Origin of the sequence: Micromonospora sp. WMMD967 (assembly GCF_029626165.1) — a bacterium.
Taxonomy (GTDB): Bacteria; Actinomycetota; Actinomycetes; order Mycobacteriales; family Micromonosporaceae; genus Micromonospora; species Micromonospora taraxaci.
The window spans coordinates 3,325,729-3,338,650 of sequence record NZ_JARUBK010000001.1; the positions used below are offsets into that span (position 1 = coordinate 3,325,729).

General features: G+C 70.2%; 12 protein-coding genes and 1 pseudogene. 4 read left to right on the forward strand and 9 right to left on the reverse strand.

The window, feature by feature from the left end; translation table 11 throughout:
• The first annotated feature begins 32 nt into the window (after positions 1-32).
• The 4 genes and pseudogenes from O7631_RS15495 (at position 33) to O7631_RS15510 (ending at position 4,150) form a co-directional block, all read left to right on the forward strand.
• Positions 33-1,073, forward strand: coding sequence for an iron ABC transporter permease (locus tag O7631_RS15495; protein ID WP_278144861.1), 1,041 nt, complete (start codon positions 33-35; stop codon positions 1,071-1,073).
• On the forward strand, positions 1,070-2,179 hold the full coding sequence (locus O7631_RS15500) for an iron ABC transporter permease (RefSeq protein WP_278144862.1): 1,110 nt from the start codon (positions 1,070-1,072) through the stop codon (positions 2,177-2,179). The genes O7631_RS15495 and O7631_RS15500 overlap by 4 nt, the downstream gene beginning before the upstream one ends.
• Before the next feature lie 19 nt (positions 2,180-2,198).
• Positions 2,199-2,963: pseudogene (locus tag O7631_RS15505) on the forward strand (ABC transporter ATP-binding protein); the annotation flags it as partial.
• Between the two features lie 239 nt (positions 2,964-3,202).
• Positions 3,203-4,150: an iron-siderophore ABC transporter substrate-binding protein gene (locus O7631_RS15510; protein ID WP_278144863.1), complete on the forward strand. Its 948-nt coding sequence runs from the start codon at positions 3,203-3,205 to the stop codon at positions 4,148-4,150.
• A 176-nt stretch (positions 4,151-4,326) separates the two neighbouring features.
• On the opposite strand, the gene O7631_RS15515 is transcribed toward O7631_RS15510, so the two are convergent.
• The 9 genes from O7631_RS15515 to O7631_RS15555 all read right to left on the reverse strand — a co-directional run bounded on the left by O7631_RS15515 (position 4,327) and on the right by O7631_RS15555 (position 12,377).
• The gene (locus tag O7631_RS15515) at positions 4,327-5,220 is read right to left on the reverse strand and encodes a hypothetical protein (RefSeq protein WP_278144864.1); all 894 of its coding nucleotides are present in this window, start codon (positions 5,218-5,220) and stop codon (positions 4,327-4,329) included.
• 214 nt (positions 5,221-5,434) lie between these two features.
• Positions 5,435-6,079, reverse strand: coding sequence for a hypothetical protein (locus O7631_RS15520; RefSeq protein ID WP_278144865.1), 645 nt, complete (start codon positions 6,077-6,079; stop codon positions 5,435-5,437).
• Between the two features lie 104 nt (positions 6,080-6,183).
• Positions 6,184-6,852, reverse strand: a complete 669-nt coding sequence (locus O7631_RS15525; protein WP_278144866.1) for an HAD-IA family hydrolase — start codon at positions 6,850-6,852, stop codon at positions 6,184-6,186.
• 21 nt (positions 6,853-6,873) lie between these two features.
• Positions 6,874-7,692, reverse strand: coding sequence for a phytanoyl-CoA dioxygenase family protein (locus O7631_RS15530; RefSeq protein WP_278144867.1), 819 nt, complete (start codon positions 7,690-7,692; stop codon positions 6,874-6,876).
• Positions 7,689-9,110, reverse strand: coding sequence for a glycosyltransferase (locus tag O7631_RS15535; RefSeq protein ID WP_278144868.1), 1,422 nt, complete (start codon positions 9,108-9,110; stop codon positions 7,689-7,691). The genes O7631_RS15530 and O7631_RS15535 overlap by 4 nt, the downstream gene beginning before the upstream one ends.
• Before the next feature lie 18 nt (positions 9,111-9,128).
• A complete protein-coding gene (locus O7631_RS15540) occupies positions 9,129-9,785 on the reverse strand; it encodes an SIS domain-containing protein (protein WP_145784150.1) in 657 nt (218 codons plus the stop codon).
• The gene (locus O7631_RS15545; RefSeq protein ID WP_278144869.1) at positions 9,782-10,567 is read right to left on the reverse strand and encodes a hypothetical protein; all 786 of its coding nucleotides are present in this window, start codon (positions 10,565-10,567) and stop codon (positions 9,782-9,784) included. Before O7631_RS15545 ends, O7631_RS15540 begins: the two co-directional genes overlap by 4 nt.
• Entirely contained in the window at positions 10,564-11,511 is a 948-nt protein-coding gene (locus O7631_RS15550) for a transketolase C-terminal domain-containing protein (RefSeq protein WP_278144870.1), read from the reverse strand. The genes O7631_RS15545 and O7631_RS15550 overlap by 4 nt, the downstream gene beginning before the upstream one ends.
• Positions 11,508-12,377 (reverse strand): transketolase, encoded by an 870-nt coding sequence (locus O7631_RS15555; protein WP_278144871.1) that lies wholly within the window; start codon positions 12,375-12,377, stop codon positions 11,508-11,510. The genes O7631_RS15550 and O7631_RS15555 overlap by 4 nt, the downstream gene beginning before the upstream one ends.
• Positions 12,378-12,922 lie beyond the last annotated feature (545 nt).

Here is a 12,922-nt window from a genome sequence, read left to right on the forward strand (position 1 = left end):
GGCGAACCTAAGCCCGATCGTGCAGGAGATTCGTGACCGCCCTCGCCAGCCGGCCGACCCGGAGTCGGGCCAGCACTCGTACCGGGCGTCGGGTGGCCGTCACCGCCGGGGCCGCGCTGGTCCTGTTGCTCACCGTGCTGGCCAGTTTCGCGTTCGGCAGTCGGCAGCTCGGCATCGACCAGGTCTGGCACGCCCTCGTCGCGCCGGACGGCGGAGATGCCAGCACCATCGTCCGTGAGCTGCGAATGCCGCGTACCGCCCTCGGCCTCGCCGTGGGGCTCGCGCTCGCCGTCGCCGGCGTGCTGTTCCAGGCGCTCACCCGCAACCCCCTCGCCGAGCCCCGCATCCTCGGCATCAGCGCTGGCGCCTCGTTCGGCGTGGTTCTCGCCATCTCCGTCTTCGGCATCGGCACGCTCGCCGGGTACGTCTGGTTCGGCATCGTCGGGGCACTCGTCGCCGGGCTGCTGGTCTTCGCCATCGCCACGCGGGCCCGCGAGGGCGCCAGCCCGGTCACCCTCGCGCTCGTCGGCGCGGCGCTCGACGCCAGTCTCGCCTCCGGGGTGTACGCGCTGCTCAGCATCGACGCCCGCACCTTCGAGGAGTACCGGTTCTGGGTGGTCGGCGGGCTCTCCGGCCGGGACCTGTCGGTCAGCGCCCAGGTGCTGCCCTTCGTCCTCGCCGGGCTGGTGCTGGCCGCCCTGGTGGCCCGAGGTCTGGACGCCCTGGCCCTCGGCGACGACGTCGCGCGAGGTCTCGGCCACCGGATCGGCCTGGTCCGCCTCGGCGGTGGCATCGCCGCCGTGCTGCTGACCGGGGCCGCGGTCGCCGCCGCCGGCCCGGTCGCCTTCGTCGGGTTGGCCGTGCCGCACCTCGCCCGCGCCCTGGTCGGCGCCGACCACCGCTGGACCCTCGCCGTCTCCGCCTTGCTCGGGCCCGCGCTGCTGCTCGGCGCCGACATCATCGGCCGGGTCGTGGCCCCACCCGGCGAGATACCGGCCGGCATCGTCACCGCCCTGATCGGCGCGCCGCTGCTGGCCGTGCTGGTCCGCCGCGCCCGGGTGGTGACCGCATGACCGCCACCCAGCGCCCGTCCGCCACCGTCGGTCCGCCGCACCCCTCCGCTTCGAGTGGCCCCGCCGTCGGGCAGACCCGGCTGGCCGGGCGGTCGCTGCTGCGGATCGGTCCGGTCAGTCTGCTGATCCGCCGCCGGGCGGTGCTGGTGGCCGCCGTGCTGACCGTGCTCCTCCTGCTGGCCGTCGTGCTCAGCCTCTCGCTCGGCACCCCGTACGTCGCACCGGCCGACGTGCTGCGTGCCCTCTCCGGGGCCGGCACGCCGTACGACCTCGTGGTCTTTGATCTTCGACTGCCCCGGGTCGCGCTGGCGGCGGCGGCCGGCGCGGCCTTCGGCGTGGCCGGCACGCTCATCCAGAGCGTGGCCCGCAACCCCTTGGCAAGCCCGGACGTCATCGGCATCACCCAGGGTGCCGGACTCGCCGCGACGGTCGCCCTGACCAGCGGAATGGCAGCGGTGCTGGTGGCACCCACCGCGTTGGTGGGCGGGCTGCTCGCGGCGGTGCTGCTGTTCGCCCTCGGTGCCCGGCACGGGCTGGCCGCGCAACGGTTCGTGCTCGCCGGAGTGGCGGTCGCGTTCGCCTTCCGGGCACTCACCGAAGTCGTCATGCTCACCGCCGATCCGATCGACGGTCTCCGCGCGCAGATCTGGCTGATCGGCACCCTGGCCGGCAAGGGCTGGACCGAGGCGGCCTGGATCGCCGGCACGATGCTGGTGCTGCTGCCGGTGCTCGCCTGGGCCGGCTGGGCGTTGAACAGCACCGCCCTGGACGACGACACCGCCCGGGGTGTCGGGCTGCGCCCGGTGGCCCGCCGGATCGGCCTGGCCGGCACCGGCGTCCTCGTCGCCGCGATGGTCACCGCCCAGGTCGGCGCCGTCGACTTCGTGGCGCTGGTCGCCCCCCAGGTGGCCCGCCGGCTGGTCCGCGCCGAACGGCCACCGTTGGTCTGCGCCGCCCTGCTCGGCGCGTTGCTGCTGGTGCTGGCCGACCTGGCCGGCCGACGCCTGTTCGCGCCCACCCAACTGCCCGCCGGTGTGCTGACCGCCGCGATCGGCGGCCCGTACCTGATCTTCCTGTTGCTGCGCGGCCGGCGGCGGTCGTCGTGACGCCTCAAGGAGTCGTGTGATGCTCTCCACCCGCGACCTGGTCGCCGGCTACGACGAGCGGACGGTGCTCGACGGGCTCGACCTGGACCTGCCGACCGACGCGTTCACCGTGATCGTCGGTCCGAACGCGTGCGGCAAGTCCACCCTGCTGCGCACGATGGCCCGGCTGCTCAACCCGCGCCGGGGCACGGTGCTGCTGGACGGCACCGCGATCCGCGACCTGCCGACCCGGGAGGTCGCCCGCCGCCTCGGCGTCCTGCCGCAGAGCCCACTGGTGCCCGAGGGCGTCACGGTGGCGGACCTGGTCGGGCGCGGCCGGCAGCCCTACCAGCGCTGGTGGCGGCAGTGGTCGTCGGAGGACGGCGCGGCGGTCGACCAGGCGATGGCCCTGGCCGACGTGACCGACCTGGCCGACCGGCCGGTGGACAGCCTCTCCGGCGGTCAGCGGCAACGCGTCTGGATCGCCATGACGCTCGCCCAGGACACCGACGCCCTGCTGCTGGACGAGCCGACCACCTTCCTCGACCTGGCCCACCAGGTGGAGGTACTGGATCTGTTGCACCGGCTGCGCGTCGAGCGGGGCCGCACCGTCGTCGCCGTGCTGCACGACCTGAACCAGGCCGCCCGCTACGCCGACCACCTCGTCGCGATGCGCGCCGGCGCCGTGGTGGCCGCCGGACCGCCCCGGGAGATCCTCACCGCCGACCTGGTCCGCGACGTCTTCGGGTTGGCCTGCGTGGTCGTTCCCTGCCCGGTGACCGGCGCGCCGCTGGTGGTGCCCGCGTACACCGGCGGCCCCGTCCTCCCCGCCCCTGCCGCTGGCGGCTCTGCCGCCGGGGCCGCTGCCGCTGGCGGCGCTGCTGCCGCCGGGGCCGCTGCCGCTGGCGGCGCTGCTGCCGCAGGGGCTGCTGCCGCCGGCGCGGCAGACCGTGATTCGTCCACGGCGTCCGTACCGGACGCCCGACCCACCACCGGTGACGCGGCCACCCCGCTCGCCGACTCGTACCCCTCGAAAGGACTCTGATGCGTCGTCTCGTCGCCGCTCTCGCCGCGGCCGCCGCCCTCGGCGTCGGACTCACCGCCTGCGGTGAGAGCGACCCGGTCGCCGGCTCCACCGCCGGGGAGACCCGGGAGATCACCCACGCCATGGGCACCACCAAGGTCCCGGCCGAGCCCAAGCGCGTCGTCGTGCTCGACACCGACAAGATCGACACGGCGCTCTCGTTGGGCGTCACCCCGGTCGGCGCCGCCACGGCCGGCGAGGCCAAGAGCTGGCCCACGTACTTCGGCGCGGACAAGCTCGCCGGCATCAAGGAGGTCGGGGTGCTCACCGAGCCCGACCTGGAGGCGATCAACGCACTGAAGCCGGACCTCATCCTCGGCAGCAAGTTCCGCCAGGAGAAGTTCTACGACGAGCTGGCCGCCATCGCGCCGACGGTGTTCACCGACAAGGTGGGCATCACCTGGAAGGAGAACCTCCTCCTGGACGGCAAGGCACTCGGACGCGAGCAGCAGGCCAAGGACCTGCTCAGCACGTACGAGAAGCGGGCCAAGGACTTCGGCGCGACCCTCGGCGACCCCGCCGCCCGCAAGGTGTCCATCGTGCGGTTCATCCCGGGCAACATCCGGGTGTACGGCCCGGACTCGTTCTCCGGCATCGTCATCGGCGACACCGGCCTGGGTCGCCCCGACCGGCAGCTGCTCGCCAACAAGGAGGACAAGCGCTTCGACCTGGTCAGCCCCGAGCGCGTCAACGAGGTCGACGGCGACGTCATCTTCGTGACCGCGTACGGCGACAAGGCCGCGGCCGAGCAGAGCAAGGTGACCGGCGGAACCCTGTGGAAGGGCCTGAACGCCGTCAAGGCCGGCAAGGCGTACCCCGTCTCCGACGAGGTCTGGATGACCGGCATCGGCGTTGGCGCCGCCAACAAGATCCTCGACGACCTGGCCAAGTACATCCCCGCCGCCTGACCCAGGCCCGCGCGCTCCCGACCCGCCCGACCCGCCCCCGCCCCCCCGCCCCCCCCGCCCCCCCCCGCCTCCCGCGGGCTCAAGATCCGCGCAAGTTCGGGGAAACTGCTGCCTCAACTGCTGACGAGGCAGCAGGATCCCTGAAGTTGCGCGGATCTTGGCTTGTCCGGGGGTGGTCAGTGGGCGCGGGATTTCAGGGCTTGACGGAGTTCGGCCAGGAAGCCGTCGAAATCCTCACGGAATCGCTTCGCGGTGACGTGGAGGACGAGCCAGTCCTCACCCAGTAGGCGGTTGAGGCGGCGTCGGTCCCGATGGAACTGCTCGGGGTCGTCGTGCCACAAGCCGTCGTACTCGACGGCGACCTTGAGGCGTGGCCACGCAAGATCGAGTCGGGCCACGAACCTACCGTCGCGTTCGACGACGAACTGGGTCACGGGGACCGGCACTCCGGCGAGGACGATTCGCACCCGCAACCGCGACTCCGGGGCGGATTCCGCGCCCGCGTCGGCCAACTCGGCGACCTGCGTCATCCGTTTCCAACCCCGCCTGCCGACCCGCGCCTTGATCGACGCACGTAGCTCAGGGATCGCCACCAGTCGGTGGTGGGCGAGGCGATCCACGATGGCGACAGCTTCCTCGGTTGGCAGCCACTGGGCCACATCCCGGCATGTGCGGGTTGGCGTGGTCAGCGGAATGCCATGACGTAGCGCGATGTCAGTCGCGGTCAACTCGCTGCGGTGCACGATGAGCCCCTTGACCGGACCGAACCGCTGTTCGGTGGGCACGAGCACGTCAAGTGGCTCGTGACTGACGACCGACATCGCGTCGTAGAGTGCCGCAGCACTGCGACCCGCGATCACCACACCTGCTGGCAGAACCCACTGCGCCGCAGCGGCGCAGCGAACGCGATGGGTGACCGCAAGCCGGGCATCGGCATAGACGTCGCGGAACAGGGGGCGCCACGCCGCGCTACGCAGCTCCGTGCGAGTGAGCAGGCCTTCGGTGACGACGTCGGAGCCGCGAAACACACGTCCCTGCAGACTCGCTGGACGTCGAGGGGGAACAGGCATGACGGAACCTTGACCGACGGAGGCGCTCGCGTGCAGTCCCTGTGGATAACCCCGATAGGTGTCCGAACGCCATGATCCGCGCACCTTCGGTGTTCTTGCTGTCTCTTCGCGACGGGAGGCAGCAGCATCACCGAAGTTGCGCGGATCATGGACGGTGGAGGGGTGGGTGAGCGCGGCGTGCGGGGCGGGTCAGTGCGGGTGGGTGGGTGGGTGGTTAGGCGGCGGTGGACCAGATGGCGCGGAAGGCGGCTGCTTCGCCGGACAGCCATCGCTCGATCTGGTCGGGCTTGGCGTCGGCGGGCATGTGGTGGGCCTGGCCACGACGAACGTCGACCAGGACCGGCTCGGCGTGCGGGAGCACCGCGTCCATGTGGCGGGCCATCAGGTGCAGGGTGGCGAGCACCGACTCCTCGCTCGGGGGAGTCTCGTCGAAGTGCAGGCGGATGGCCTCGGCGCGACCGTCGGAGTGGCGTACCCCGAAATGGGGGTTGATCTTGACGGGTAGGTCGCCCAGCATGGCCAGGGCGTCGCGGGTCTGTGCGAGGTCGATGGCGGCCGGCTCGCCGAGGGAGTGCAGCCAGGCCGTGGCGCCGGGAACGAGCGCCTGGTAGAGCGGGCGCCAGCGTGGCTTGACCACGTCGACCACCCCGGTCAGGTGGGTGCCGCCGGTGTGGAAGGCGATGTCGGCCTTGAGCGCCTTGACGAACTGGCCGTGCGGGTTGAAGCCGGACCGGCTCGCGCGCTGCTTGCGCAGCCCTCCGACGAAGGTCGCCTTGGTGGGGCCGGTGCGGTCGACGTAGCGGGTGAAGCCGAGCAGGGTGGCGTAGGGGGTGAGGGGGGTGGAGGCGGGCGCGGTCATGGGCGTCCTCCCAGGTCAGGAACCCGATTAGTACATACATTCTAATCGACACCCCTGACATCGCCCAGCGAATCTGGGCACCGGAAGTTGTCTCTCGAAGGGGGTCAGCGGGCGGCGGCCGGATCGAGCACGGCGACGCCCGTGAGGTCGTCGACGACCCAGTCGGCGTCGAGGGCGTCCAGTGCGTCCGGGGCGAAGGTGGTGGCCACCGCGATGACCCGCATGCCCGCCGCGCGACCCGACTCGATGCCCGCAGGGCTGTCCTCGACCACGACGCAGTCGGCCGGCGGGCAGCCCAGTCGCGCCGCCGCCATCAGGTAGCCGTCCGGGGCCGGCTTACCGTGGGCCGTGTCGTCGGCGGTGACCAGCACCCGGGGGACCGGCAGTCCCAGGTGGCGGAGCCGGATCTCGGCCAGTCGGTGCCACGCCGAGGTCACCACCGCCCACCGGTGCGGGGGCAGCGCGGCCAACAGCCGCGCTGCCCCGGCGACCGGCCGGAGGCCGTCGGTGTCCTGCTCCTCGCGCCGGACCAGGTCCGCCACCTCCGCCGCCAGGTCGAGGTGGGGAGCCATCAACCGGACGGTGTCGGCCAACTGGAGGCCGTGGGAGACGCGCAGCAGCTCGTCGACGTCCAGGCCGTGCCGGCGGCACCAGTCGCGCCACTTGCGCTCCACGCAGACCTGGGAGTCGACAAGGGTGCCGTCCATGTCCAGCAACAGGGCGCCGCAGGCGATGGTCACCGTCCGGCCGGCCGTAGTGATCGTGAGCTGCATCGCGTCGTACCGATCCGGCGGTCAGCGCTCGGCGCCGACGAACCGTTGACCCATTCCCCGGGTCTGCACCAGTTCGGGGTACGCCCGGCTCGGGTCGCCGTACGTGTTGCCGGCGCGGTCCTTGCCCCGGGCCAGGAAGATCTGGTGCTTGTGCCCCACCCCCTCGTGGTTGAACCGGACGCTCGTGCTGATGTAGCGCATGGTGAACCCACACCGCCGCAGTGCGCTGCGGTTGACCTCGCTGCTGTGGACGAGGGCCCCGGAGTGGATGCTGAACTGGTTGGGCCGTAGCTGCACCGGGACGGCCCGGGTGGCGTCGACGCGACTCTGGTCCAACTCCTCGTCGAAGACGCTGGTGTCGTCCGTGACGCGCCGGTAGCTGTCCGTGCCGTCGACGTGGCTGCCGGGGATGACCTTCATGCAGCCGTTTTCCAGCGTGGACGGGTCGATCGCCAACCAGATCGTCATGGCCTGGCCGGCCGGTTCGATCATCTCCCGCCAGAAGTAGCCGTCGGTGTGCCACGGGACGCTCTTGCCGTCGCCCGCCGGCTTGCAGAAGAAGTGCGACGTGAACAGGGCGATGTCCGGCCCCACCACGCTCTCGACCACGTCGAGCACGTCCGAGTCGAGCAACCACCGGAACAGTTCCGGGTCGGTGAAGTGTGGAACGTCCATGTCCTCGGGCCGCTCTCCCTCGGGCAGGGCGGCGAGCTTGCGTTCGAAGTGGTTCTTGAGGCCGAGAAAGGTGTCCGGCTTGAGCAGTCCGTCGCCGATGACGTATCCGTCGGTGCGGTACGCCGCCACCTGTTCCGGGTCGAGCCCTCGCTTGCTGGTGCTCATCGCGTTGCCATCCTCTCTGACGCCAGCATCGACGCCGTCGTCGTCACCTCCCGGTCTGGGAGGAAGTCGTCGCGCACCCGTCGGTGCGCCCGTTCCCCGATCTCCTGGCGATCCGTCGCGTCACTCAGGGCGGCGGCGACGATCTGGCCCAGGCCCCGCAGGTCCGCCGGATCGGTCAGCAGGAAGCCGTCGACCCCGTCGGTGATCTGCGCTCGGATGCCGCCCACGGCGCTGCCCACCACTACCCGCGACTTCCACATGGCCTCCGACACGGTGAGGCCGAAGCCCTCGGCGAGGCTCTTCTGTACGACCACGTCGGACGCCCGCTGAACCGCGTTGACCAGCAGCGCGTTCTCCGTCGGGTCGGCCATGGGCAGGCAGATCAGACTCACCCGTCGCCGCTGTGCCGGTGACAGCCTCCGCCAGTGGTCGAGGCAGTCCGCGTACCAGAAACCCTGCTCGACGTCGTCGGCGATCGCCGCGGGATCCGGGCCGACCAGGGCGAGATGCCCGACCGGTACGTGGTCGGTGACCGCGGTGAGGACACCGGCCATGTCCTTCAGCCGGTCCCACCGGGACACCTGGGTCATCAGCGGTTCGCCGAGCTGACGGCCGCCGTCGGAGATCACGCTCGGCGTGGACTGGAGTCGGACGTCTCCCGCCGCGGTCTCCAGCAGCAGCGGCGACCTCGCCGGTGCGCCGGCTGGGTCGAGACCGCACTGCGCCAGGCAGGCGCGGACGGTGTCGGCCGGCAGGTCGACGTTCTTGGCGTCGAATGGAGAGATGAACGGCGGTTGGATCAGTACGGTCCGGTCGCGCAGCCGGGCGGGGACGTGGTCGGCGACCGAGAAGATCAGCGAGTCGACCTCGTCCAGCAGTTCGGTCAGGAAGTCCCACCCGCGCTCGGAGGCGTCGGTGGGCTCGTCCACGCCGACGTGGCAGCGCCAGTGCACCGACGCGACCCGGCCCACCAGTGACGGGACCAGGCCGGCGGTCTGGTGGTCGTGCAGGATCACCACGTCGCGACTGTCGACCTTCTGGACGAGGCGGTCGGCGGCGGGCTTGAGGGCACGCAGGTACGCCTCACGCTCGGCCGGACCGAGCGGACCTCCGTCGCCGTCGCTGCCGTAGAGGGCCACACCGAGCCGTTTGGTGATCCGGAAGAACGCGTCGTCTCCGCTGACCACCGCCCACCGGGCTTGCACACCCAACTCGTCGTAGAGCGGCAGCAACGTCCGCAGCATCTCCGCCACGCCACCGCCGGTCGGGGTGGAGTTGACGTGCCAGAGCGTGCCGCCGTGGAGCCGGTCCTGGATCTCCGCGGCGGCTCGCCGGAGCCGGTCGGCCCGCTGCGCGCCGATGAGCCGTTCGAGTGAGGCGAGCACCGGCCTCGACCGGACTGGGTTGATCGTCAACATCGGGCCACCTCCTTTCGGCTACGCGGTCAGCTGGACCGCTTGGGCCGCCTGCCCGACGCGTTGCTTGAGCAGGCCGACCAGCATGTGGTTGACCGAGAGCATCAGGTCCTCGAAGTGGAAGTTGTTGTCGTTGCGCCCGGTCTGGCCGGGGAACCGGGAGGTGCCGGGCACGACGAGGCACACGTCGGCCAGTTCCCGGCAGCGACCGCCGTCGCCCTTGGTCATCGCGAAGGTGCGCGCGCCGGCCTTCGTCGCGGCCTGCAGGGCCCGCACCACGTTGGGGGAGTTGCCACTTCCGCTGTACGCCATGACCAAGTCGCGCTCGGTGGCGAACGGTTCGAGCGAGGCGGAGAACATGTTGTCCGGGCCGAGGTCGTTGACCAGTCCACTGAGCTCCGCCGAGGACCCGCACAGGTTGACGAAGGTGAGTCGTCGCACCGAGGCCGACACCGGCCGGCTCTTGTCCTCGGAGACGAACGGGTGGTGCTTGAAGTCGCAGTAGGCGTGGTCGAGGGTGCCGGCGTTGCCGCCGTTGCCCATCGCGTACACCGTGCCGCCCTCGTCGTAGGTGCGGAACAGCATCTCCGCGGCGGCCACCACGGCGTCGACCGGGAACTGGTCGATGATGGCGCGCTTCTCCGCCAGGTAGAGCTGGATGTCGTCGACGGTGCTCATACCCGCGCCCCCACGTGCTCGACCTCGATGCGGCCGTTGCCGCGGTTGGTGTCGTCCGCCCAACGGATCACGTCGTCCAGTTCCGGGGTGGAGACCTCGACGGACGTGTAGTCCGACTCGGCGATGACCCGGTGCAGCACGTTCGCGGCCGAGGACCAACCCGACCTGCGGGCGTGCACCGCGCGTGGCAGGGCGTCGGTGTCGATGACGGCGTCGGTGTCCCCGGGTGCCAGCGTGCCGTTGAGGACTGTCGCCTGCCCGTCGACGACGTAGTTGGTCTCCACCTTCTGCTGGTGCGACTGCAACGACGACTGGTGCCCGGCGGTCATGTGGATCTGCTTGAGGGCGTACGGGATGTCGCCGAGGTTGTTGGTGTACCAGACCTCGTGCCCCCACGGCTTGTCGACGCGGTAGGAGTCGACGTCGCGGCAGTGGGCAGCTGTGGTCGGGGAGACCGGGACGTCCCAGGACTCGTGCACGGGACCGGTGGTGGATCCGGCCTCCACCACCACGGCCGGCTCCACGCCGACCTGGGCGAAGCGGTAGGTCGCGCCCGGCTCCGCGTGCCAGCCCCGCAGGTAGCCGTACTCGCGGTGACCGCTGCCGTCGGCGTGCCGTGACTCGACGCGGACCCGGCCGCCGATCACGATGAAGCTGCGGTGGTCCCCGGGGTGGCACCGGTACGGGGAGCTGGCACCGAGGACCAGTTCGTGTTCGACGAACAGGTAGGGGGCCTGCGGGAGGTCGTGGGCGAGATTCTTCGGTGGATCGATTCGCGTCATCGCTGGCTGTCTCCGATCTTGGGGGAGTTGGTGGTCGCGGCTCGGATCCGGCTGGCCACACCGGGGGCGTCGAGTTCGTAGCGTTCGTAGAGTTCCTCCGGGGAACCGGCCTGCCCGTAGTCGTCGACTCCCCAGGCGTCGAACCGGACGTGCCGGTCGAGGCCCAGCACGATCCGTCCGACCTCGTCGATGAGGCCGCCGCGGATGAAGTGGTCCTCGAAGACGAGGACGTGCCGGTGCTGTCTCAGCAGGTCGGTGGTGGCGGACACGTCCAGCGGGAGGGACGAGGCGTTCACCACTGTGGGTCGGAGACCGGTCGGGGCGAGCAGTTCGACGGCGTCGAGCACCACCGGCACCATGCCGCCCATCGTCACGACGGCGACGTCCGCACCGTGGCTGACGACGTCCGGGTAACCGGAGCGGAACCGGTAGTCCTGGTCGTGCACCTCGCGTTGGGGCTGCCGGCACAGCCGGAGGTAGATGGGCCGGTCATGGGTCACCGCGTAGGCCACCATGGCGCGCGTCTCCACGCCGTCGGCCGGTTGCAGCACCTCCACGTTCGGGAGGCTGCGCATCAGGGCCAGGTCGCGCAGCCCCATCTGGGTGGGGCCGTCCTTGCCGATGGCGAGCCCCGCGTGCGTCCCCACCAGGACGACACCGGCGTTGTTCAGACCCACCGACTGAAAGATCTCCAGGAACTTGCCGGTCAGGAAGTGACCGAAGCTGGCGACGAAGGGTCGGTACCCCTCCTGGGCCAGGCCCGCCGCGACGCCGATGCCGTTGGCCTCGGCAATGCCGATCTCGAAGAACCGGTCGGGGAAGGTCTTCTTGAACTGGGTGGTCTTGGTCGCCGAGGCGAGGTCGCAGTTGACGACCAGGACGTTCTCGTGGTCCGCGGCCACGTCGACCAACGCGTCCCCGAACCAGTCGCGCGTCGCCTTCACACGCTCACCCGCCCCAGGTAGCCGATGGCGTCCTCGTACACCTCCGGGGTCATGGTGCCGCTGTGTGAGCCGTTGAGCAGGATCTGTCCGGGGCCGAGGTAGCCCTTGCGGGTGTGCGCGATGATCACGGACGGCTGCATCCAGTTGTCCCGCGCGTTGGCGACGGCGTCCCGGATCGCCAGATGGGAGTGGCCGTTGACCTCCTGGACGTGCCAGTGGAACGACCGCAGCTTCTCCGGAAGGGGGTGCAGCGGCATGATCTCTTCGAGCGTGCCGTCGTTCTGGCTGCGGTTGTAGTCGACGAGTAGCACCACGTTGCCCAGGCCCCGGGCCCCGGCGTACATGATGGCCTCCCACATCTGTCCCTCCTGCAACTCGCCGTCACCGACGAGGCAGTACACGTTGGAGCTGTCGCCCCGCAGGCGTCGCGCCTGGGCGCGTCCGATGCCGACCGACAGGCCCTGGCCGAGCGCGCCGGTGCTCACCGCCACGAGATCCAGCCGGGTCCGGTCGGGGTGTCCCTGGAGTCGGCTGTCGATCCGGCGCAGCGTGCCGATCTCGGCGGTGTCCAGGTCGCCGGCGACCATCAGGGCGGCGTACCAGGTCGGTGCGGCGTGGCCCTTGGAGAGGATGAAGACGTCGTTGCCGGCGGTGTCCATCTGGTCGAACTTCAGCACGCTGACCAGGTCCGCGCAGGAGAGTGACGATCCCACGTGGCCGGAGCCGGCGAGGTGGATCATCTTGAGCAGATGTGCCCGCACGTCGTTGGACAACTGCGCGAGACGAGAGAGTCGATACGGCAGTTCGAATTCGTCGTCCACCAAATTCGGGTGCCGGTCCGGTGGTAGTGCGTCGAGATACGTCATGCTGGCAGTCAACAGATTCCGCCCTTCGAAACGAAGTGAGGAAAGGTCGTCGGACCTCCCCGATGTCTGATTCTGGGCAGCATTCAACGCGCTTTTCTGTTGCTAGAAAAGTGTCGCCAGAATGCGTGCCGAACTGGCTGCGCGAATGGCGCGCAGCTCTGTTGGTCGCATCTTTTCTGTGCGATTTTTCAGGCGGTCGTGGCGCCCGCCCGGACGTTGGAGGGAGGCGAGTCAGCGCCTCGTAGTGCGAAACTTAATGACACCCCCGGTATAGACATTGTTGAGTATCTTCCTGTCACGAGATTTCCACAGAGCGCCATAGGCGTCAAGCGCTCGGTCACAGAAACATCGTCCGATCGGCTATTTTGTCTTTAAACAGTGATCCGCGTCACACCGTCGTTTGCGCAATTCCCACGGATCTTTGAGGTGACTTTCGAGGGATACAACGACGTCATTTCCTGGAAACATGGGCAACGCTATAGAGATCACTTCACGCGGCTATGCCGAGGATGTTCGGCAAGCGCCAAGAATGGTGTCAGCCGCCT